Source organism: Paraburkholderia sp. BL17N1 (assembly GCF_003634175.1).
Taxonomy (GTDB): Bacteria; Pseudomonadota; Gammaproteobacteria; order Burkholderiales; family Burkholderiaceae; genus Paraburkholderia.
Genome location: NZ_RBIW01000001.1, coordinates 4383319 through 4404085, shown reverse-complemented (window position 1 = coordinate 4404085; position 20767 = coordinate 4383319). Strand labels below are relative to the sequence as shown.

Here is a 20767-nt window from a genome sequence, read left to right as displayed (position 1 = left end):
CGCGCAGACCCGCGACCAGCTCGCGTTGCTGCGCCAGCGCGTGTTCGGCGCGAACGTCGGCGATCACGTGTCGGGCGTCGATTAAGTCGTCCGCGCGCCTGGGGCGCGGCAATGCGCCGCGCCCGGTTAATCCATGCCGGGCACTCGCCCGCCATCGCCTCACTTCCTCCCCAGCGCTTCCTTAAGTCTGCCTTAAGACCCTGCTGCCACAAGGCTTGCCGCGCGCTCTCATTTGTTCTCCCTCGCGATCAATGATAAACTCGACCAATATTGAGAATGGTTCGCATTAACGTTCGTAACGGCCAGCCCGCCGGCGATCGATCGGGGCGCTCATGCGCCGCTGCATCGCAAGGCGTGCGCGACGCACTGTTCCAATGGGTTCGATTCCAGTCTGATAAAAACAAGGAGTTTCAATGCGGATTTCTTCATTTGTACGTGGCGGCGCGGCAGCGGTGGCCGCGGTCGCGGCTTTCTCGGCAGCGGCGGCGGAATATCCCATCGGCAAACAGCAGATTCACGGCGGCATGGAAATCAACGCGGTCTATCTGCAGCCGATCACGATGGAACCCGAAGGCATGATGCGCAAAGCCTCGGATTCGGACATCCACCTCGAAGCTGACATTCACGCGGTCAAGAACAATCCGACCGGTTTCGCGGAAGGCGACTGGATGCCGTATCTGCAAGTGCACTATGAACTGACGAAGGCCGGTTCGACTCAGACGCAAAAGGGCGACCTGATGGCGATGGTCGCCAACGACGGCCCGCACTACGGCGACAACGTCAAGCTGCAAGGCCCGGGTAAGTACCACCTGAAGATGATCGTCGAAGCGCCGATGCAAACAGGCCATATGGCGTTCGGCCGCCACGTCGACAAGGAAACCGGCGTGGGTCCGTGGTTCAAGCCGATCACCCTCGAATACGACTTCGCCTATGCCGGCATCGGCAAGAAGGGCGGCTACTGATCGCCGCGCATCATCGCGCGCGAGCACGCGTGGCCGCGCGTGCGCGGGTGATCAGCGAGTGTCAATGAGTGACCGAACGAGGCTGAACGAGCCATTGCAGCAGACGGCGCGTCGGCGGTCGACCGCCAACGCGCTGCGTTTTCCGGAAGGGCTAATGAGAATCAACCGAAAGATCGCGACCTTCGCCGCCACGATTTTGCTGGCAAGCGCGGCCCATGCAGCCGACCTGCCGACCTTCAAGCTGGAAATGAACGACGGCAAGCTGAACCCGGCCCGCATCGAAGTGCCGGCGGGGCAGCGCATCAAGATCGAAGTGCGCAACACGGGCAAAGGCGCGGCCGAATTCGAAAGCGTGCAGTTGCGTAAAGAAAAGGTGTTGGCGCCGGGCGCGGATTCGTTCGTTGTGATCGCGCCGCTCGAACCGGGCGAGTACAAGTTTTTCGACGATTTCCACCAGCAGGCGCAGGGCGTCATCGTCGCGAAGTAAGGGCTTGGGAGGCGAGTGCAGGCCGTGAACGGCCCGTCGTTCGCACAAGCAGTAGAAGGGCAGAGGGAGAGCTTGATGGGGCAGATTCTATTCATCGTGTGGCGGGAAAGTGTCGAGGCGTTGCTGGTCGTCGGCATCCTGTACGCGTGGCTGAAAAATGGCGACGACGACGCGCGCCGCGGTTTGCCGTACCTGTGGGGCGGCGTGGCGGCCGGTTTGATTGCGGCGGTAGCGCTCGGCGCCGCGCTGGTCGGTTTCACCGAAGTGCTCTCCGGCGACGCGCAGGATTATTTCCAGACCGCGATGGTGCTGGTCGCCTGCGTGCTGATCGTGCAGATGGTGCTGTGGATGAAGCAGCACGGCCGCACGCTCAAGCGCGACATGGAACAGTCGCTGCAGAAAAGCCAGCGCGATTCGAACTGGTGGGGTGTCGCGTTGCTGGTGGCCTTGGCGATCGCGCGTGAAGGCAGCGAGACGGTGATCTTTCTGTACGGACTCGGCTTCGGCCAGTCGGGTCACGTGGACGCCAGCCAGATGCTCGCGGTCGTGATCGGCCTGGTGCTAGCGTTCCTGACCTTCTACGCCCTGCAACTGGGCGGCAAGATCTTCTCGTGGCGGCTCTTTTTCCGCATCACGGAAATCATGCTGCTGTTCCTCGGCGCGGGTCTGTTTCAGACCGGTGTGGACAAGCTGATCGACAAGGAAATCCTGCCGACCATCGTCGACCAGATGTGGAATTCGTCGGCGATCCTCGACGATTCGAGCACCTTCGGTTCGCTGGTCGCCACGCTCACCGGCTATCGCGCTCACCCGGCGCTGATGAATCTGATCGCTTATGCGGCTTACTGGGGCGTGGTCTACCTGCTGCTGCGCCGCGCGAATCGCAAGCCGGCACGACAAGCCGCTGGGCGCACGGCATGAGTACGGTAATGACCCGCCCGGGCCGCCTCGCCGCGGCCGGGCAGTGGATGCAGCGTCACGGTGCCGCGATTCGCGGCATTCAGTGGGTCGTGGTGGCGGTGTACGCGTTTCTCATTCTGGTGCCGGCAGTGATGCCGCTGCCGGACGACTCGGCGCACTTGTGGAACAACCTGACGCTCGCGGCGCAGTTCGTGTTCTGGGGTATATGGTGGCCGTTCGTGTTGCTCTCGATGGTCATGCTCGGCCGCGTCTGGTGCGGCGTGCTGTGCCCCGAAGGCGCGCTCGCCGAATTCGCCAGCAAGTACGGGCGAGGCTGGGCGATCCCACGCTGGATGCGCTGGGGCGGCTGGCCGTTCGTCGCCTTCGGCATCACCACCATCTACGGACAGATGGTGAGCGTCTACCAGTATCCGAAAGCCGTGCTGCTGGTGTTAGGCGGCTCGACCTTCGCGGCGATGATCATCGGCTTGCTCTACGGGCGTGAGAAGCGTGTCTGGTGCAAGTATCTCTGCCCCGTCAACGGGGTTTTTTCGCTTCTGGCGCGGCTCGCGCCGTTTCACTACAAAGTCGATGAAGAGGCATGGCGCCGTTCGTACAAGAACGGCGAGCATGGGCATCGCGTGATTCCGATCAATTGCGCGCCGCTCGTGCCGTTGCGCAACATGAAGGGCGCATCGGATTGCCATATGTGCGGCCGTTGCAGCGGCCACCGCGACGCGATTGCGTTGACGTGGCGCGCGCCGTCGTCGGAAGTGGTGCAGTTGGGCGACAAGCAGGCCAACCCGTGGGACACCGCGTTGATCCTGTACGGCCTGCTCGGCATCGCGATCGGCGCGTTCCACTGGACCGCGTCGCGCTGGTTCGTCGATCTGAAGATTTTCCTCGCGAACTGGCTGGTCGATCACGACATCACATGGCCGCTCGACACCAACGCGCCGTGGTTCCTGTTCACGCATTACCCCGAGCAGAACGACGTCTTCTCGTGGCTCGACGGCACCATGCTGATCGGCTACATCCTTGCCACGGCGCTGGTGTACGGCACCGTGCTGCTAGTGCTGCTGATGGGCGCGACGCGCATGCTGGGGCGCTTCGATGGCGTGCGTCTGCATCATTTGACGCAAGGACTGATTCCGATTGCCGGCGCGGGCGTGTTTCTCGGCCTGTCCGCGACCACGCTGTCGCTGCTGCGCGCGGAGCATCTGTCGTTGTGGTGGGCGTCGGATATGCGTATCGCGATTCTGGCGATTGCCAACCTGTGGAGCGCATGGCTCGCCTGGCTCGTAACGCGCCGCTACAGCGAGCGTTTCGTTCAACGCGGCCTCGCGATGGTGTGGTTCGCCGCGGCACTGGCCGTGGTCGACAGCGCGTGGTGGCTGATGTTCTGGGGCTGGGCTTCCAAGTAACTCATTCGACGCATTAGCGCGCTTGCAGTAGTCCGCGCTTGCCCAAACAAAAAGCCGTGGAGATGAAATCATCCCACGGCTTTTTCATTTTTCGCATGATCGACGCACGTTCAAGCGTGTCGCCGTATCGAGTGAGAACGAAAAAAGCGGCCTGGCTTGCTGCGACGGCTGGCTTGGTGTCTGCACGAAGGGGTCTAGTTCTCACGTGCAAGCCGTCGTGGCTGGCTACTGCCCAACACCTCTCTGGGAGGTGGTCCCCACAATACCCGGTACTAACTGCTATTCGTTCCTACTTCGTCAGAATCAGCTTGCCTAAGCGCGTTGCCCGCAGCTGGTAGGTCTCGCCGTTATGGACGATGCTGACGTGGCTATGTCCTTGCAGCAACGTGTCGCTGTGAACGACCCGCTGCGATGTCTCGCCCGACCCGTTGGTGCGATCCGACGCGCCGGGCTTCTGACCGGTCACCGTTGCCGTCGATGTTTTTGGACGGCTGGTCAGCGCGGCAGCCGGGCGGCGCAGGCTGAGTGTGGAAGGGCGCGTGAGATCGGTCATTCGTTTTAGCTGTTAGTCGATTCGATGAACTAATTCTAAATGATAACTATTCCTATTTACAAGAAAGAGAAATTGATCGGATTTGAGTTTCGATAGTCAGAGAGGTTTTAAGGCGGAACAGCGTCGGGAAAACGACCGCCCGGTCGTTGGGCGGTCTTGCGCTCGCTGGCGGGCAGGGCTGCCCGCGCGATGTTCAATGCAACGTGCCGGGCTCCTGCTTCGCCTGCACGTATTGACGAATCAGCCGAACGGTATCGATATCGTTCTCGCGATACGCCGACTTCACGATCTCCTGCGTCTGATGCGCATCCGGATCGGTAGATTCGGGCAGCGTGGTCGCGTATTCGAAGCGCAGGAACAACTGCAACTCGTCCGGCTGCTCGATGGTCATGGTGAGCGAGCCGCCCACGTAGTCGGCCGTCGGCAGAATGTCGTAGCGCACGCTCTGGCTTTCCTCGAGCGTGACGCGGTCGCGCACCGTGGCTTGGCCGTAGTGCAATTCCCGTTCGAGTACGTTGCCTTCGCGCGAAAGGATCGTGCAACTGTCGAGCCCCATCACGAACAACTGCGGCTGTTCGGCGCGCAGCACGAGACCTTCCCACAATTGCGCGCGGGTCATCGATTCGACAAACGGATTCAACGGGTCGTTGATCTGGATAAGGTGTTCGAAATTCAAAACGACAGCTTCCTATGAAAGCGTTTAAGCGACGGCGAGCCCCGAACGGATCGTGATCGAATGCGTGAGGATCTTGTGAACCGGGCACTGGTTGGCTATCTGCAAAAGCCGTTCCCGCTGCTCGTCGGACAGATCGCCTTCGAGCACGATCTTACGGTCGATGGTCGTGCCCGCGTCGCCGGTTTCGAGCGAGAGCGTCACGCGCACGTCGGCGAGCGGCCAGGCCTTGCGCTGAGCGTACATCTTCAGCGTAATCGACGTGCATGCGCCGAGGCTCGACAGCAGCAGCGACACGGGCGTCGGCCCGCGATCACCGCCGCCGAGCGACTCGGGTTCGTCGGCCAGCCATGTGTGCTTGCCGTCGTCGAAAAGAACCTGGAAATTCGTCGAGCCGATGTGGGCGGTGACGGTGGACTCTGCCATGCGCGCTCCTGAACAGGGACGGAAATTGCCGCGCGCCACGGCCCGTTATCAGTGAACGGCGTGGCGCGCGGCCTGAATTGCTATTGTGAACGAATTTACCGGCCTTCGCGCCTTAGCTGCGACACGCCCGCTGGCGATTCAATGCGTGATCGTGCCCATGCGCCCAGCCTGGTAGTCGACGACGGCCTGGCGAATCTCGTCTTCCGTGTTCATCACGAACGGTCCGTAGCGCACCACGGGCTCCTTCAGCGGCACGCCGCCTAGCAGCAGCACCTCGAGTGGCTCCGCGCCGGCCGTGAGCGTCACCGAGTCGCCATCGTTCTGAAACACGACCATTTTCTGCGCGTCGATTTCCTGACGCGCTTCGCCTTCGCCGTAAAAGCCCTTACCGGACAGGCTGTACGCAAACACGCGATAGTCGTCCGGCACTGGCTGCTGGATCGTGGCTCCAGGTTGCAGCGAGAAATGCTGGTACAGGATCGGCGTACGCGTTTCGATTGCTGCTTTAACGCCGAGCGCTTCGCCGGCGATCACCTTGACGCGCACCTTGCCGTCCGCGGAGGTCGCCACGGGAATGCTCGCTGACGGCATTTCCTGGTAGCGCGGCGCGATCATCTTGTCGCGACGTGGCAGATTCACCCAGAGCTGCAGGCCGTGCACGCGTCCGCCCGTGCGCACGAACGACGGGTCCGGCATCTCGCTGTGCACGACGCCCGCGCCCGCGGTCATCCATTGCACGTCGCCGGCGTGCAGGGTGCCGGAGTGGCCGGCAGAATCCTTATGGCCGAACTGGCCCTCGAGCACATACGTGACCGTCTCGAAGCCGCGATGCGGATGGTCCGGTGCGCCTTTTGCCTCGCCCGGCGCGTAGTCGATCGGCCCCATTTCGTCGAGCAGCAGGAACGGATCGAAGTCCATCAACAGGCGGGTCGGAAACGGGCGGTGGACGATAAAGCCGCCACCCTCGGTCGTGCGAACGGCCGGAAACGTACGTTCGATCGTGCGGGTCGTGCTCATCAAAGTCACCTCAAAAAATCGGGAATAGCGTTATTTTTGAAACATGGAGCTATTATAGGGACCGTTTTCGGGGGTGCCAGCCGTCCTCACGCAATGGATTGTTCTATTACTGGAACGATGAGATGAAGATCGATTCACACAATCTGAATGACCTGATGTATTTTTCGCAGGTCGTCGAACACGGCGGTTTTTCCGCCGCCGAACGCGTGCTGGGAATTTCCAAGTCGCGCCTGTCGCGCCGGCTGACCGAACTGGAGGCGTCGCTCGGCGTGCGGCTGCTGCAGCGATCCACCCGCAAGCTGGCGTTGACCGAAGCTGGTCAACTGTTCTACCAGCATTGTCAGGCGATGCTGAGCGAGGCGCAGGCGGCCGTCAACGTCGTCCAGCAACTGCGCTCGTCGCCGCGCGGCACGGTGCGCGTCAGCGTGCCCGTCACGGTTTCGCAGACCATCCTGTCGCAGATCCTGCCCGAATTCATGCATCGCTATCCGGAAGTGCGCGTGGTGATGCGCGTGACGAACCGCGTGGTCGATCTGTTCGAGGATTCGATCGACGTCGCGCTGCGCGTGCGCTCCGATCCGCCCGAAAATGCCAACATCGTCGTGCGGCCGCTGTGGCGAACGGAACAGATGCTGGTCGGCGCGCCGAGCCTGTTGCAACAGAACGCGCCGCCGTTGCTGCCGGCCGACCTGAACGGTTTCGAAACGCTCGACGTGCCGACCGGCGACGGGCGTCACGTCTACAACCTGATCGCGCCCGACGGCACGCGTCACGCGCACGAACACGAACCGCGCCTCGTGACCGCCGATCTGATGACGATTCGTGAAGCGGTGCTCGCCGGCGTCGGTATCGCGGCGTTGCCGGAGATGATGTACGGCGCTGCGCTGCGAGCCGGGCAATTGTCGCCGGTGATGCCGGGCTGGACCTTTCCGACGCCGCAGTTGTACGCTGTATTCGTGTCGCGCCAGGGAATGGTGCCGGCCGTGCGCGCCTTTGTCGATTATCTGGTCGAGATGCTCGATCCCGACGAGGGTAAGCACATCATGGGCGAGTGTCCGGCGCGCGAGGAAAAGGTCGTTCCTGCGCAGCCGATGTTCGCGATCGCGTCATAGCAGTTCTCACGGGCCGTGGCATCGCTTTTAGCATTTAAGCGTGGCCTGTCATGAGTACTTTCAATGGCTGTTTGCTTGATTGCGCGGGCTCACGGGCATATAGTGAAATCCCTTCGCTAAGGAGTCTCTTATGCGGAAACTCATGGCCGCTATGATAGCCGGCCTGATAGGGCTGACCGCGCTGTCCGTGTCGATCACGGCTGTCGCATGTGGTGATTCGAGTAGCTATCAATCTTCGACCGATGGCAAATGATCCCGCCGCCCGAAGGCGCCGAGTGCGCACAAAAAAGGCCTTCATCGTCAGATGAAGGCCTTTTACTTTTTGGCCCTTGTTTCAAGGGCTTTTCACCACATTACCTGCTTTTCGGCTCGGTCACGAAGCCGATCTTCGTGAGGCCGCCGGCCTGTGCGGCCGCCATCACTTGCGCCACTTTCTCGTACGGGACCTTGCGGTCCGCGTCCAGATGCAGCTCAGGCTGCGGGTTCGCTTGCGCGGCTTCCGCGATCTTCGCGCTCAGCGCGGCTTCGTCGACCTTCTTGTCGTCCCACGTGACGTTGCCGTCCGCGTCGACTGTGACCGTGACTTGCGCGGGCTTGGTGTCTTCCTTTTGACTGCTTGCGTGCGGCAGATCGATTTTGACCGCGTGACGGATCACCGGAATTGTCACCATGAAGACGATCAGGAGAACCAACATCACGTCGACGAGCGGCGTCATGTTGATTTCGTTCATCAGGCCGTCGTCATCGTCGCCGGCGAAGGGGCTCATTGCCATCGGAGTGCCTCGTCGATCAGTTCGTGCGTGCGGCCAAGCGCAGGCCGTCGCCGCGCTTGGACGACGACAGGCGCGCGCCCGTCACGAAGAATGCATGCAGGCCATGCGCAAAGCGGCTCAGTTTGGCGACCACGGCCTTGTTGGCGCGCGTCAGTGCGTTGTAGCCGAGCACGGCCGGAATCGCGACGAACAGGCCGAACGCGGTCATGATCAACGCTTCGCCGACCGGACCGGCGACCTGATCGATCGACGACTGACCGCTCGCGCCGATGGCCAGCAGCGCGTGATAGATGCCCCACACCGTGCCGAACAGACCGACGAACGGCGCCGTGCTGCCGATCGACGCGAGAATCGCGAGACCGCTCTGCATGCGCGCGACGCTTTCGTCCATCGTGTCTTTCAGGCAGCGCGTGACCCAGTCCGACACGTCCATGCGGTCATGCAGATGCGGCTGCGTCTGATGATGATGATCGGCCGCTTCCTGGCCCGACAGCGCCAGCGCGAGGAACGGATTGTCCTGCGGCGTCGACGAACCGGCGCCGAGCTTCTTCACGCCGTCGGCGAGATCGTCCGAATGCCAGAACGCCTGTTCGGCGTTCTTCGTGAGTCGGTTCAGGCGCATCACATTCCAGCCTTTGATGACGATCACGCTCCACGACATCACCGACATGATCAACAGCGCGAGCGCGATGCCGCGCGTCACGAAATCCCCTTGCGCCCAGACGTGCGCCAGTCCGTAGTTTTGCATTGCAATTCCTTTTTTTAAAAGCTGCCTCAATCGTTCAGATTGAAGTCGTAACGCTGGGTGGTCGGGACCCGTACCGGCTGCCCGTTCTCAAGATAGGGTTGGCAGGCGCTCGCGCGCACCGCTTCGAGCGCGGCGTCGTCGAGGCGGCTGAAACCGCTGCTCTTTTTCAGAGCGACGTTTTCGAACTTGCCGGTCACGCCGACCACGAGACTCACGATCACCGCGCCAGTCTCGCCGCGGCGCCTGGACAGCGCCGGGTAATCCGGCTTGACGATGTTGCACGTGAGGTGCGATATGTCTTTGGGCGCGCTGATCTCCATCGTCTGACGGCCGATCGCGGGAGCAGCAGGCGCGGGCGGCGCAACCGGTGCGGCAGGCGCGGGCGGCGTCGGATCGGGCGCGGCGACGGGCGTGGGTGACGGCGCGGCGGCCACCGGTAGAGGTGTGGGCGTCGGTCTGGGCGTGGGAGCCGGTTTCGGCTGAACCTTCGGCTTGGTGCGAACCGGTGGCGTCGGCGTGGGTGGCGGCGGCGCGATCGACTGAATCGCGACCGGCGCGGCAACCGGCGCCGGCGGCAGCAACTGCGCGGTCATGACGCGCGACTCGAGCACGGGCTGCACGGGCTCATGACGCAGGGTCATGATCACGGCAAGCAGCGCGACGTGAATCGCTGCAACCACGGCGGTTGCGGTCAGGACGCGGGAGTTCAGTCGGGTAGACGAAGCCGGCACGGCGCCGGCTGAAACGATAGGCGAGGCCGGCATGTTAACGTGGTGGCGCGCTGTCGATGCAGCGCGTCAGACAGGACATCGTCATGTTCGAAAAATCAGCAGCGAAATGAACAAAGTAGTCACGAAACCAATCAGCAATTCCATCTCGAACTCCTGTGACGGGTGAGCGGGTAGCTGGCTGGTACGAATACTGGCTTGCTGACGGCAGTGGGATAACGCTGGAACAGCGAGAACGGCATTGGGCGCGAGGCGCCCGAGGCGCGGAGCGAGCCGCGCCTTAAGGGCTGGCTTAGGCCGCTTTGCGTTCGTAAAACGTCAGCGGTACAGCTTGCGGGTGATGCTCGAAACCACAGCGGCTCGCACAGACGCCGCTTTTCATCATGACGTCGCGCACGGAATCGGCGCACTTGCCACAGCAGGATGCGACGCCGAGCTCGAACTGGAGCTCGTCGAACGAATCCATGCCTTCCTCGATCGAAGCACGGATCTTTCGGTCAGAAACAGACTTGCAGACACAGACAATCATGGCGGGCGTCATAGCTAACGTTAATGCGAATTATTATCATTTTGTTTGGGCCGTTTGGCAAGCGTCCTGCGTGATTTTTTGTAACAAAACCAGACTCTTAGAAGGGTTTCGTCTATGGAGCGGTGGCGCGCGTAGTTGGCGGGCGGCGCGCGAAGTGGCCTAAAAAGCCGCCGAAAAACCGCTCGGTGCCCTGAAAAAACGCGCTTGGGCGGCAGTTATGCGGCTTGGGAATCAGGCGCTGCCGTGCGGCGCGAGGGGATCGACACCTGTTCGACCGTGGCGTCGATATGCAGCAGGGTAGCGGCCAATTGCTGCTGATGTGTGCCGTCGCCCGTGGAAAAAAAGCGGGGCAGAACGGTGGCCGCGCTTTGCGACGCCGCGCGCAAACCATGTTGGTCGAGCACGCGTTCAAGCTGCCGCGCAATGGCGACGCTCGTGTCGATCAGCATCAGCCGATCGCCGACGATATCGCGAATCGCCGCATCGAGAAACGGGTAGTGCGTGCAGCCGAGCACCAGCGTATCCGCGCCCGCGTCGAGCATGGGCTGCAAGTAGCCGCGCAGCAGCTCACGTAACTCGGCGGAGCCGATGTCGCAGCGTTCCACGGCCTGCACGAGCCCATGGCCCGGTTGGCAGAGAAAGCGGCAATCCGCGGCGTAACGTTCGAGCAGCGCCTGAAAGCGGGCGCTGCGCAGCGTCACTTGTGTGGCGAGCACGCCGGCGACACGGGTTCTGGATTGCAGCGCCGCGGGTTTGACACCCGGTTCGACGCCGACCAAAGGAATAGGCAGCTTTTCGCGAACCATCGCGATGGACTGCGCGGTAGCCGTATTGCAGGCAACCACCAGCGCTTTCGCGCCTTGCTTGACGAGCCATTCGCCGATGGCGAGCGTGCGGTCGGCGATGAAGTCGTCGTCACGCTCGCCGTAGGGGGCGTAGAGCGAGTCGGCGGCATACAGGATCGCTTCGTCAGGCAGTTGCGCCCGGACCGACCGCAACACCGACAAACCGCCCAGCCCCGAATCGAAAATGCCGACCGGTGCGCGCGACCCGGCGCCAGACGTGAACGTTCGTGTATTCGCGGAGGAGGATTCTGCGGGCATAGACGGAGAGGACGCGTGCGGCACAGCGCTCAAGGGAGACTCGGAAAAACGGCAAGGTGCGCAAGTATATCGCCCGCGCGGCGTGGGTCATCGCAAATAAGCGGAGCCATGAACGGCGCGCGGGCGGATGCGGCTTAGGGCGATCAGGACTCGACCGAGCCCATTGCCGTTTGCTGGTAGTTCTGGATGCCGACCTTGTCGATCAGGTCGATTTGCGTTTCGAGCCAGTCGATATGTTCTTCGGTGTCGTCGAGAATCTTCGTGAAGATTTCACGGGAGATGAAATCGCGCACCGTTTCGCAATACGCGATAGCTTCTTTACAGGTGCTCTGCGAAATCTGTTCGAGCTTCAAATCGCATTCGAGGATTTCTTTCGTTTCCTCACCGATCAGCAATTTGTGCAGGTCTTGCAGATTCGGCAGACCGTCGAGCATGAAAATGCGTTCGATGAGCCAGTCGGCGTGCTTCATTTCACCGATCGATTCGTCGTATTCGTGCTTGCCGAGTTTCTCGAGACCCCAGTGCTTATACATCCGCGCATGCAGGAAGTACTGATTGATGGCGGTCAGTTCGTTCTTCAACTGCGAGTTGAGATATTCGATGACCTTCTTGTCGCCTTGCATGGTGTGTCCTTATAGGGGCTTTGAATTTCCCAGAACAATAAACGGCGAAACGCAAAAAGCCAAGGCAAAAAATCAGATTTTCGCCGGATTTCAGAGGGTTTTTCGCGTGATGCGTACCGTTCTCATTTCATCATAAAGAAGCCGGGGTTTGAGGCCCCGGCTTTGAGTTATTCAGCGGATGTCAATAGTTCAAACCGTCGCGACCGGAATCTTGCCGATCTTTGCTTGCCATTCCTTCGGCCCGGTTTGATGAACGGAAGTGCCGTTCGAATCGACGGCCACCGTCACCGGCATGTCCTGCACGTCGAACTCGTAGATCGCTTCCATGCCGAGGTCTTCGAACGCGAGAACCTTCGCGCTGCGAATGGCCTTCGACACGAGGTACGCCGCGCCACCCACCGCCATCAGATACGCGGCCTTGTGCTTCTTGATCGCCTCGATGGCGACAGGACCGCGTTCCGCCTTGCCGATCATCGAGATCAGGCCGGTTTGCGACAGCATCGTCTCGGTGAACTTGTCCATGCGCGTTGCCGTGGTCGGGCCTGCGGGACCGACGGCTTCGTCGCGCACCGGATCGACCGGGCCGACGTAGTAAATCACGCGGTTCGTGAAGTCGACCGGCAGCTTCTCGCCCTTCGCGAGCATGTCGGCGATGCGCTTGTGAGCGGCGTCGCGGCCCGTCAGCATCTTGCCCGACAGCAGCAGCGTCTGGCCGGGCGTCCACGCAGCGACTTCTTCCGGCGTCAGCGTGTTCAGATCGACGCGCTTGCTCTTCTCGGTGTCCGGTTCCCACTGCACCTTCGGCCATGCGTCGAGCGACGGCGCTTCGAGCTTGGCCACGCCCGAACCATCCAGCGTGAAGTGCGCGTGACGCGTAGCCGCGCAGTTCGGGATGATCGCGACCGGCTTGGACGCGGCGTGCGTCGGCGCGGCCATGATCTTCACGTCGAGTACGGTGGCGAGACCGCCGAGACCTTGCGCGCCGATCCCGAGCGCGTTGACCTTCTCGTGCAGTTCAACACGCAACTCTTCGATCCAGTCCTTGGGGCCGCGTGCGATCACGTCCTGAATGTCGATCGGGTCCATCAGTGATTCTTTCGCCATCACCATCGCTTTCTCAGCAGTGCCGCCGATGCCGATGCCGAGCATGCCCGGCGGGCACCAGCCCGCGCCCATGGTCGGCACGGTCTTGAGAATCCAGTCGACGATCGAATCCGACGGATTCAGCATCGCGAACTTCGACTTGTTTTCCGAGCCGCCGCCCTTGGCCGCGACCTGCACGTCGACGGTATTGCCCGGCACGATCTCGTAGTGGATCACGGCCGGCGTGTTGTCTTTCGTGTTCTTGCGGCCACCTTCCGGCGGGCTCACGATCGACGCGCGCAGCACGTTGTCCGGGTTCAGGTAGCCCCGGCGCACGCCTTCGTTGATCATGTCGGTGACGCCCATCGTCGCGCCGTCCCAACGCACGTCCATGCCGACCTTCACGAACACCGTGACGATGCCGGTGTCCTGGCAGATCGGGCGCTTGCCTTCGGCGCACATGCGGCTGTTGGTGAGAATCTGCGCGATGGCGTCTTTCGCGGCGGGGCTCTGTTCGAGCTCGTAGGCGCGGCCGAGCGCCTGGATGTAGTCGAGCGGATGGTAATAGCTGATGTACTGAAGCGAATCAGCAATGCTCTGAATCAGATCTTCCTGTTTGATGACGGTCATGGCTAGCTCAGTGGGGACGGTGGCGCTTGTTGTCAGACTTGCCGCGCAGGGCGAGTCAGTCGCGCGCCTTCAGGGGAGTGGAACCTTTAGCGGAGCCCACGGCGTGCAAGACGGCGGGCTCTTCGAAATGCTTTGGATGCGTGTGCGTGGTGAGGCGGTCGACCAGCGCCATTACGAGCGCAGACACAAGGAATGCGACGTGGATGATCACTTGCCACATGATCGTATGCGTCGAATTCTGGTCCGGGCTGATGAAGGTCTTCAGCAGATGGATGGACGAAATGCTGATCAGCGCCATCGACAATTTGACTTTGAGGACGCCGGCGTTCACGTGATCGAGCCATTCCGGTTCGTCTGGATGACCCTCGACGCCGAGGCGCGACACGAACGTTTCATATCCCCCGATGATCACCATGATCAGCAGGTTCGAGATCATGACCACGTCGATCAGGCCGAGCACGACGAGCATGATGTTGGTTTCGTCGAGCGTCATGGAAGCCGTGACGAGATGCCAGACTTCCTTGAGGAACAGCACGACGTAGACGGCCTGGGCCACGATCAGGCCCAGATAGAGCGGCAACTGCAGCCAGCGGCTCATGAAGATGATGGAAGGGATCGGGCGCATCGGGCGGCGCTGATGGGCGAAGTCGGATCGCGGAGCGGTCATGGGCAAGAGTCAGACGAAACGCAGGTGACGGAACATGGACTAAATGCGCGGACTAAATGCGCCGGCGCGGCATGCACGGTATGCGGCACATACATGACAAACACGCGGCCTATACGCGGCCTGTGCGCGGCGGACCAGGCGCGCAAACCACGGAGTGGACGGCGCGACCCACGGCCGGAGAAGACCGGACAAGCTCGCATCAGGCGCGCTATTGTACAGCGCCGGGTGAATTTGCTGCGTTGCGGCGGGCAGGATGGCGGCGCGGCGACAGGCGGCGCGCTTGACCCAGTACCTTGCGAACGGCGGCCAGCGCCTGGCGGCCGCGCCTTAAACAGTCACGACACCACGGGCGGCACCCGTCTGACCTTCAGGCTCGCCAGCCCGATCCCCGTGACCACGCAGGCAAGCGCGATGCCGTGCGCCAAGGTGGGCCGCTCGCCGAGAAACGCGATGCCGTAGATCGCGGCCGCCACGGGCAGCACGGCGCTGAACACGCCCGCGAGACTGCCCGGCACATGACGGATGCCCTTCATCCACAACCAGAACGAAAAGATGCTCGCCGACAGTCCGTACCACAGCACCAGCGTCCAGACGCTGAGCGGCACGGCGCGATAGTCGAAGTCGAGCAGCGCGCTCGCGCCGAGCGGCAGCATCAGCAGAAGGCCGAAGAGATGCGTGTACGCGCAGATGTCGATCGGTGCGAGCGTTTGCGTGAGACGCCGTGACAGGATGATGTAAAGCGATTCGCAGCACACAGCGCCAAGCACCATCAGGTTGCCCGCGAACGACGTTTCGCCGCCCGAACTCCGATCCACGTGCGCGAGATTGATGACAACCACGCCGACGATCGCCAGTGCGATCGACGCAAGCGCCCGACCGTTCGGACGCTCTTTGAGGATGAGCCACGCGAGCAGCGCGACCACCGCGGGGATCGTGCTCATGATGACGCCGGCCGCGAGCGCGCTCGTGCGTTGCACGCCGCCGAGCATCAGCAGCGTAAACCCGAAGGTGCCGAACAGGGCCTGCAGGAAAAGGTTGAACCACTCGTCACGCTTCACGCGGCGCAGTCTGGACACGCGCAGAAGCGGCCACAGCACGACTATCGCGATCACGAAGCGCAGTAGCGCGAACAGAGGGACGGGGAGGAACTCGACGATCGATTTACCGATTCCGACATTGCTGCCGACCAGCAGCATCGAGGTGATGAGAAGCAGGGAGTAACGATTCAAGCTGGAATCCGGACGGCTAGTTCAGTTAGCATTGTAAGAGGCCGTGCGAGCCAGCGTAAAGGCGCGCCACGGGTATGCGAGGTTCGCACGGCGTCACGGCATGCGGCGTGTTCGGTCCGCGCTCGGTCTGTCTATGCGCGGGCTCGGATACATGATCGTCGTGGAACGCGTAGCATGCGTTGCTTCGCGCTGCATTCATCATTCGACGCTGGAGTCACAGGAGCGGCGTTAGGGTTTTCGCTGGCTATCCGGCGCGTTGCGCGTAAGTGGCCGGTAAGTTGCAGCGCTTATGTTTGAGCATGAGGGCGGAACGTCGTCTGACATGCATTCATGCTGCGGTGCCGCATGAGTCATCGGTGCAGACGGACGGCCCGTGGCGCAATGATCGGCGATCGGCGCGCGAGGGTTGGAGACAGCGCCGCTCGTTGCGGCGTCAACAAGACAGAGGGCGCGCCAGAGGCGCGCCGGCACAGGTTTTACGTTTCATCTTCACCAAGGGGTTGTCGATGTCTGCGATTGAATCGGTTCTTCACGAACGCCGTGTTTTCCCTCCCTCCGCTGAAGCAGCGGCAGGTGCCGCGATCTCCGGCATGGACGCGTACCGCGCGTTGGCCGCCGAGGCGGAACGCGATTACGAAGGTTTCTGGGGACGCCTCGCTCGCGAGACGCTAAGCTGGAACACGCCCTTCACCAAAGTGCTCGACGAATCGAACGCGCCGTTCTACACGTGGTTCGAGGACGGCCAGATCAACGCGTCGTATAACAGCATCGACCGTCACGTCGAGGCCGGCAACGGCGAGCGCGTCGCGATCATTTTCGAAGCCGACGACGGCACCGTTACCAACGTCACGTATCAGGATCTGCTGCAGCGTGTATCGCGCTTCGCGAACGCGCTGAAGAAGCGCGGCGTGAAGAAGGGCGACCGTGTGGTGATCTATATGCCCATGTCGATCGAAGGCATTGTCGCGATGCAGGCATGCGCGCGGATCGGCGCGACGCATTCGGTGGTGTTCGGCGGCTTCTCGTCGAAGTCGCTCAACGAACGGCTGGTGGACGTGGGCGCGGTCGCGCTCGTCACCTCCGACGAACAGATGCGCGGCGGCAAAGCGTTGCCGCTGAAGAACATCGCCGACGAAGCGCTGGCAATGGGCGGTTGCGAAGCAGTCACGAGCGTGATCGTCTATCAGCGCACCGGCGGCAAGGTCGCATGGAACGAAGGCCGCGATCTGTGGATGCACGAACTCACGCAGGCTGAATCGGATCAATGCGCGCCCGAATGGGTCGGCGCCGAGCATCCGTTGTTCATCCTGTACACGTCCGGTTCGACGGGCAAGCCGAAGGGCGTGCAGCACAGCACCGGCGGTTATCTGCTGTGGGCCGCGCAGACGCTGAAGTGGACCTTCGACTGGAAGGCGTCCGATGTGTTCTGGTGTACTGCTGACATCGGCTGGATCACCGGCCATAGTTACATCACGTATGGTCCCTTGACGCTCGGCGGCACGCAGGTCGTGTTCGAAGGCGTGCCGACCTATCCGAACGCCGGCCGCTTCTGGGACATGATTGCGAGGCATAAGGTCTCGCTGTTCTACACGGCGCCGACCGCGATCCGCTCGCTGATCAAGGCCGCTGACGCTGACGAGAAAGTGCATCCGAAGAGCTACGACCTGTCCACGTTGCGCATCATCGGCACGGTTGGCGAGCCGATCAACCCGGAAGCGTGGATCTGGTATTACGAGAACGTCGGCGGCAGCCGTTGTCCGATCGTCGATACGTGGTGGCAAACCGAAACCGGCGGCCACATGATCACGCCGCTGCCGGGCGCCACACCCTTGGTGCCGGGTTCATGCACCTTGCCGCTGCCGGGCATCATGGCCGCGGTCGTCGACGAAACCGGCCAGGACGTGCCGGACGGGCAGGGCGGCATTCTGGTGGTGAAGCGCCCGTGGCCGTCCATGTTGCGTAACGTGTGGGGCGATCCGGACCGCTACAAGAAGAGCTACTTCCCCGAGGAACTCGGCGGCAAGCTGTACCTTGCGGGCGACGGCGCGGTGCGCGACAAGGACACGGGCTACTTCACGATCATGGGCCGTATCGACGACGTGCTCAACGTGTCGGGCCACCGGCTCGGCACGATGGAGATCGAGTCGGCGCTGGTGTCGAACCCGCTCGTCGCGGAGGCCGCCGTGGTGGGGCGCCCCGATGCAACGACCGGGGAAGCCGTGTGCGCGTTCGTCGTGCTGAAGCGCGCGCGTCCGGATGGCGAGGAAGCGGTGAAACTCGCCAACGAACTGCGCAACTGGGTCGGCAAGGAGATCGGTCCGATCGCCAAGCCGAAGGACATCCGCTTCGGCGAGAACCTGCCGAAGACACGTTCGGGCAAGATCATGCGCCGCCTGTTGCGCTCGCTCGCGAAGGGCGAGGAAATCACGCAAGACGTATCGACGCTGGAGAACCCGGCGATTCTCGATCAACTGGGCGAGTCGCTTTAAGCTTGCACGGGTCTGTGTGAAGGGCAAGGGTTTGTCGACGGCATACCCTTGGTCCCACGCGGATTGCTGGTCATGAAGCCACGTTGTTGAAGCCACTGGGCGGACAATCCCGATTGCCTGGCCGGTGGCTTTTTGATACATAGGCGCATGGCCGCGCCGCATCACTCCTCTCACGCCACGCTCAATCCCCTGCCTGAACCGCCCGCGGTCTCGGCAGCGATGGCGCGCGCGCATCAAAAGTATTGGCGCTTCAACCTCGCATTGATCGCGACGTTGATGACCTTGGGCTTCATCGTGTCGTTCGTCTTGCCGCTGATGGCGCCCGCTCTCGCGCAGGTGCGGGTCGGCGGCTTCAGGTTGCCGTTCTACTTCGGCGCGCAGGGTGCGATCCTGATCTATCTCGCGCTCATCGTCGTGTATATCGTGCTGATGCAGCGCGCCGACCGCCAGTTGAAACGCGCCTTTGACGCGGATGCCAGCGCCAGCGCTAGCGTCGGCACCGACGCTTCGGTCGCGCGCGGAAACTGAGCCGATGAAGCTCACGAACCGGCTGATCAGCTCCTACGCCCTTTACACGCTCGGCTTCCTGCTTTTCATCTATGTGATGTGGCGCATCGAGCGCACCACCGGCCCCGGCGTGTGGATCGGCTATGTGTTCCTGTTCGTGCCGATCGCGGTCTATGCGGTGATCGGCCTGCTGTCGCGCACGTCCGATCTGGTCGAATACTACGTGGCCGGGCGGCGCGTGCCGTCCGCCTTCAACGGCATGGCGACAGCGGCCGACTGGCTTTCAGCAGCCTCGTTCATCGGCCTTGCCGGGTCGATCTATGCGACCGGATATGACGGTCTCGCTTATCTGATGGGTTGGACCGGCGGCTATTGTCTCGTCGCGTTCCTGCTCGCGCCGTATGTGCGCAAGCTCGCGCGCTACACGATTCCCGATTTTCTCGGCACGCGGTTTTCGAGCAACGCCGTGCGCGGCCTTGCCGCGCTGGCGGCGATTCTATGTTCGTTCGTTTATCTGGTCGCGCAGATCCAGGGCGTCGGCCTGATTGCGACGCGCTTTATCGGCGTGGATTTCGCCGTCGGCATCTTCTGCGGACTGGCGGGCATTCTGGTGTGTTCGTTTCTTGGCGGCATGCGCGCCGTGACGTGGACGCAGGTCGCGCAGTACGTCATCCTGATCGCGGCGATTCTGATTCCGGTGTCGATGATCGCGCACAAGGACGGCCTCGGCTGGGTGCCGCAATTCAACTACGGCCGCTTGATGGAGCGTGTCGAAGGCCTCGAGAAGCAGGTGCGCGACGCGCCGCTCGAGCAGACCGTGCGCGACGATTATCGCCGCCGTGCCGCGTTCATGCAGATGCGGCTCGACACCTTGCCGCAATCGTTCGTCGACGAGAAACTGCGTCTCACGCAGGAAGTCGCCGATCTACGCCGCCATAACGGCCCGCTGCGCGAGATCAAGGAGCGCGAGCGGGCGCTCGAACAGTTTCCACGCGATGCCGCCGCCGCGCAGATCGTCTGGACCCAGCGACGCGATGAAATGCTGATGCGCGCGGCCGCGCCGGTGCCGATGCATGAGCCGTTCCCCGCCGTGAGTGATGAAGACCGGCGCATTCACGAACGCAATTTTCTTTCGCTGCTGCTATGCCTGTCGCTCGGCACGGCGAGCTTGCCGCATATTCTGACGCGCTATAACACGACGACCTCGGTGGCCTCGGCGCGACGCTCCGTCGGATGGACGCTGTTCTTCGTCGCGCTGTTCTATCTGACGGTGCCGGTGTTGGCGGTGCTGATCAAGTACGAGATATTGACCAACCTGGTCGGCCATCACTTCTCCGACTTGCCGCAGTGGCTCATGCAATGGCGCAAGGTGGAGCCAAGCCTGATCAGTCTTGCCGATACGAATGGCGACGGCATCGTGCGCTGGAGCGAGATTCAGATGCAGCCTGACATGGTCGTCCTTGCCGCGCCGGAGATTGCGGGGCTGCCGTATGTGATGTCGGGGCTGATCGCGGCGGGCGCGCTGGCTGCGGCGCTCTCCACCGCAGACGGTTTGCTGCTCACCATCGCCAATGCGTTGTCGCACGATGTGTACTACCACATGGTCGATCCGAATGCGTCGAGTCAGCGGCGCGTGACGATCTCGAAGATTCTGTTGCTGGGAGTGGCGCTGTTCGCGTCGTACGTGGCGTCGCTGAATACGGGGAACATTCTGTTTCTGGTGGGCGCGGCGTTTTCGCTGGCGGCTTCGAGTCTGTTTCCGGTGCTGGTGCTGGGCGTGTTCTGGAAGCGCACCACGCGGCTCGGCGCGGTGGCGGGCATGGTGGCGGGGCTGGTGGTGTGCATCTATTACATTGTCTCCACGTACCCGTTCTTCACGCAGATGACGGGTTTCGCCGGCGCGCGGTGGTTCGGGATCGAGCCGATCAGCTCAGGCGTATTCGGCGTGCCGGCGGGGTTTCTGGTGGCGATCGGCGTGAGCCTGATCGACCGGAAACCGGACGCTTACACGCGGGCGCTGGTGGACTATATCCGGCATCCTTAGGCCGGTTCGCGCATGGGTATGGCGCGGCGCGCGAAGTTTGCTATAATTCGGCTCCCCGCC

21 protein-coding genes are annotated in these 20767 nt (G+C 62.2%); 8 read left to right on the top strand and 13 right to left on the bottom strand.

The features are described 5' to 3' along the window. The first annotated feature begins 413 nt into the window (after window positions 1–413). The 4 genes from B0G82_RS19890 (at window position 414) to B0G82_RS19875 (ending at window position 3773) form a co-directional block, all read left to right on the top strand. Window positions 414–962: an iron transporter gene (locus B0G82_RS19890; RefSeq protein ID WP_116142416.1), complete on the top strand. Its 549-nt coding sequence runs from the start codon at window positions 414–416 to the stop codon at window positions 960–962. Window positions 963–1116: 154 nt separating this feature from the next. Next, window positions 1117–1449, top strand: coding sequence for a cupredoxin domain-containing protein (locus B0G82_RS19885; RefSeq protein ID WP_106285048.1), 333 nt, complete (start codon window positions 1117–1119; stop codon window positions 1447–1449). Window positions 1450–1524: 75 nt separating this feature from the next. Further along, window positions 1525–2370 (top strand): FTR1 family protein, encoded by an 846-nt coding sequence (locus B0G82_RS19880; RefSeq protein WP_121308570.1) that lies wholly within the window; start codon window positions 1525–1527, stop codon window positions 2368–2370. Continuing rightward, window positions 2367–3773: a 4Fe-4S binding protein gene (locus tag B0G82_RS19875; protein ID WP_116142414.1), complete on the top strand. Its 1407-nt coding sequence runs from the start codon at window positions 2367–2369 to the stop codon at window positions 3771–3773. Before B0G82_RS19880 ends, B0G82_RS19875 begins: the two co-directional genes overlap by 4 nt. A 289-nt stretch (window positions 3774–4062) precedes the next feature. Here the strand turns inward: B0G82_RS19875 and B0G82_RS19870 are convergent, their stop codons facing one another. The 4 genes from B0G82_RS19870 to B0G82_RS19855 form a co-directional block, all read right to left on the bottom strand. Then, window positions 4063–4326: a hemin uptake protein HemP gene (locus B0G82_RS19870; protein ID WP_121308569.1), complete on the bottom strand. Its 264-nt coding sequence runs from the start codon at window positions 4324–4326 to the stop codon at window positions 4063–4065. A 193-nt stretch (window positions 4327–4519) separates the two neighbouring features. Further along, on the bottom strand, window positions 4520–5002 hold the full coding sequence (locus tag B0G82_RS19865) for an SRPBCC family protein (protein WP_106285027.1): 483 nt from the start codon (window positions 5000–5002) through the stop codon (window positions 4520–4522). Between the two features lie 24 nt (window positions 5003–5026). Continuing rightward, the gene (locus B0G82_RS19860) at window positions 5027–5425 is read right to left on the bottom strand and encodes an OsmC family protein (RefSeq protein WP_121308568.1); all 399 of its coding nucleotides are present in this window, start codon (window positions 5423–5425) and stop codon (window positions 5027–5029) included. 138 nt (window positions 5426–5563) lie between these two features. Then, window positions 5564–6442 (bottom strand): pirin family protein, encoded by an 879-nt coding sequence (locus tag B0G82_RS19855; RefSeq protein ID WP_121308567.1) that lies wholly within the window; start codon window positions 6440–6442, stop codon window positions 5564–5566. A gap of 122 nt (window positions 6443–6564) precedes the next feature. On the opposite strand from B0G82_RS19855, the gene B0G82_RS19850 reads away from it, so the two are divergent. After that, window positions 6565–7554, top strand: a complete 990-nt coding sequence (locus tag B0G82_RS19850) for a LysR family transcriptional regulator (protein ID WP_121308566.1) — start codon at window positions 6565–6567, stop codon at window positions 7552–7554. A 353-nt stretch (window positions 7555–7907) separates the two neighbouring features. Here the strand turns inward: B0G82_RS19850 and B0G82_RS19845 are convergent, their stop codons facing one another. The 9 genes from B0G82_RS19845 to B0G82_RS19805 all read right to left on the bottom strand — a co-directional run bounded on the left by B0G82_RS19845 (window position 7908) and on the right by B0G82_RS19805 (window position 15667). After that, a complete protein-coding gene (locus B0G82_RS19845; protein WP_121308565.1) occupies window positions 7908–8327 on the bottom strand; it encodes a biopolymer transporter ExbD in 420 nt (139 codons plus the stop codon). Window positions 8328–8343: 16 nt separating this feature from the next. Then, window positions 8344–9075: a MotA/TolQ/ExbB proton channel family protein gene (locus tag B0G82_RS19840; RefSeq protein WP_106285023.1), complete on the bottom strand. Its 732-nt coding sequence runs from the start codon at window positions 9073–9075 to the stop codon at window positions 8344–8346. A 26-nt stretch (window positions 9076–9101) separates the two neighbouring features. After that, window positions 9102–9839 (bottom strand): energy transducer TonB, encoded by a 738-nt coding sequence (locus B0G82_RS19835; RefSeq protein WP_121308564.1) that lies wholly within the window; start codon window positions 9837–9839, stop codon window positions 9102–9104. A gap of 256 nt (window positions 9840–10095) precedes the next feature. Further along, window positions 10096–10332 carry a (2Fe-2S)-binding protein gene (locus B0G82_RS19830; RefSeq protein WP_012432441.1) on the bottom strand — a complete coding sequence of 79 codons (237 nt, stop codon included), beginning with the start codon at window positions 10330–10332 and terminating at the stop codon, window positions 10096–10098. 215 nt (window positions 10333–10547) lie between these two features. After that, the gene (gene murI / locus B0G82_RS19825) at window positions 10548–11435 is read right to left on the bottom strand and encodes a glutamate racemase (RefSeq protein ID WP_121308563.1); all 888 of its coding nucleotides are present in this window, start codon (window positions 11433–11435) and stop codon (window positions 10548–10550) included. Window positions 11436–11578: 143 nt separating this feature from the next. Further along, entirely contained in the window at window positions 11579–12058 is a 480-nt protein-coding gene (gene bfr / locus B0G82_RS19820) for a bacterioferritin (protein ID WP_121308562.1), read from the bottom strand. Window positions 12059–12247: 189 nt separating this feature from the next. Then, complete coding sequence (locus B0G82_RS19815; RefSeq protein ID WP_116142409.1) at window positions 12248–13771, bottom strand: fumarate hydratase; 1524 nt, start codon at window positions 13769–13771, stop codon at window positions 12248–12250. A 55-nt stretch (window positions 13772–13826) separates the two neighbouring features. Then, window positions 13827–14396, bottom strand: a complete 570-nt coding sequence (locus B0G82_RS19810) for a TIGR00645 family protein (RefSeq protein WP_219907300.1) — start codon at window positions 14394–14396, stop codon at window positions 13827–13829. Window positions 14397–14773: 377 nt separating this feature from the next. Beyond that, a complete protein-coding gene (locus tag B0G82_RS19805; RefSeq protein ID WP_121308561.1) occupies window positions 14774–15667 on the bottom strand; it encodes a DMT family transporter in 894 nt (297 codons plus the stop codon). 506 nt (window positions 15668–16173) lie between these two features. On the opposite strand from B0G82_RS19805, the gene acs reads away from it, so the two are divergent. The 3 genes from acs (at window position 16174) to B0G82_RS19790 (ending at window position 20707) form a co-directional block, all read left to right on the top strand. After that, window positions 16174–18156: an acetate--CoA ligase gene (gene acs / locus B0G82_RS19800; RefSeq protein ID WP_116142406.1), complete on the top strand. Its 1983-nt coding sequence runs from the start codon at window positions 16174–16176 to the stop codon at window positions 18154–18156. Between the two features lie 147 nt (window positions 18157–18303). Next, on the top strand, window positions 18304–18684 hold the full coding sequence (locus tag B0G82_RS19795) for a DUF4212 domain-containing protein (protein WP_181916770.1): 381 nt from the start codon (window positions 18304–18306) through the stop codon (window positions 18682–18684). 4 nt (window positions 18685–18688) lie between these two features. Further along, window positions 18689–20707, top strand: coding sequence for a sodium:solute symporter family protein (locus tag B0G82_RS19790; RefSeq protein WP_121308560.1), 2019 nt, complete (start codon window positions 18689–18691; stop codon window positions 20705–20707). The last annotated feature ends 60 nt before the right edge of the window (window positions 20708–20767 follow it).

What these genes read in the sequence shown, in the direction of transcription:
- B0G82_RS19815 (WP_116142409.1), bottom strand. Translation starts at nt 13,771, where the DNA reads ATGACCGTCATCAAACAGGAAGATCTGATTCAGAGCATTGCTGATTCG.
- B0G82_RS19855 (WP_121308567.1), bottom strand. Translation starts at nt 6,442, where the DNA reads ATGAGCACGACCCGCACGATCGAACGTACGTTTCCGGCCGTTCGCACG.
- B0G82_RS19860 (WP_121308568.1), bottom strand. Translation starts at nt 5,425, where the DNA reads ATGGCAGAGTCCACCGTCACCGCCCACATCGGCTCGACGAATTTCCAG.
- B0G82_RS19795 (WP_181916770.1), top strand. Translation starts at nt 18,304, where the DNA reads ATGGCCGCGCCGCATCACTCCTCTCACGCCACGCTCAATCCCCTGCCT.
- B0G82_RS19790 (WP_121308560.1), top strand. Translation starts at nt 18,689, where the DNA reads ATGAAGCTCACGAACCGGCTGATCAGCTCCTACGCCCTTTACACGCTC.
- B0G82_RS19850 (WP_121308566.1), top strand. Translation starts at nt 6,565, where the DNA reads ATGAAGATCGATTCACACAATCTGAATGACCTGATGTATTTTTCGCAG.
- bfr (WP_121308562.1), bottom strand. Translation starts at nt 12,058, where the DNA reads ATGCAAGGCGACAAGAAGGTCATCGAATATCTCAACTCGCAGTTGAAG.
- B0G82_RS19890 (WP_116142416.1), top strand. Translation starts at nt 414, where the DNA reads ATGCGGATTTCTTCATTTGTACGTGGCGGCGCGGCAGCGGTGGCCGCG.
- B0G82_RS19830 (WP_012432441.1), bottom strand. Translation starts at nt 10,332, where the DNA reads ATGATTGTCTGTGTCTGCAAGTCTGTTTCTGACCGAAAGATCCGTGCT.
- B0G82_RS19875 (WP_116142414.1), top strand. Translation starts at nt 2,367, where the DNA reads ATGAGTACGGTAATGACCCGCCCGGGCCGCCTCGCCGCGGCCGGGCAG.
- B0G82_RS19880 (WP_121308570.1), top strand. Translation starts at nt 1,525, where the DNA reads ATGGGGCAGATTCTATTCATCGTGTGGCGGGAAAGTGTCGAGGCGTTG.
- B0G82_RS19845 (WP_121308565.1), bottom strand. Translation starts at nt 8,327, where the DNA reads ATGGCAATGAGCCCCTTCGCCGGCGACGATGACGACGGCCTGATGAAC.
- acs (WP_116142406.1), top strand. Translation starts at nt 16,174, where the DNA reads ATGTCTGCGATTGAATCGGTTCTTCACGAACGCCGTGTTTTCCCTCCC.
- murI (WP_121308563.1), bottom strand. Translation starts at nt 11,435, where the DNA reads ATGCCCGCAGAATCCTCCTCCGCGAATACACGAACGTTCACGTCTGGC.
- B0G82_RS19870 (WP_121308569.1), bottom strand. Translation starts at nt 4,326, where the DNA reads ATGACCGATCTCACGCGCCCTTCCACACTCAGCCTGCGCCGCCCGGCT.
- B0G82_RS19840 (WP_106285023.1), bottom strand. Translation starts at nt 9,075, where the DNA reads ATGCAAAACTACGGACTGGCGCACGTCTGGGCGCAAGGGGATTTCGTG.
- B0G82_RS19885 (WP_106285048.1), top strand. Translation starts at nt 1,117, where the DNA reads ATGAGAATCAACCGAAAGATCGCGACCTTCGCCGCCACGATTTTGCTG.
- B0G82_RS19810 (WP_219907300.1), bottom strand. Translation starts at nt 14,396, where the DNA reads ATGCGCCCGATCCCTTCCATCATCTTCATGAGCCGCTGGCTGCAGTTG.
- B0G82_RS19835 (WP_121308564.1), bottom strand. Translation starts at nt 9,839, where the DNA reads ATGCCGGCCTCGCCTATCGTTTCAGCCGGCGCCGTGCCGGCTTCGTCT.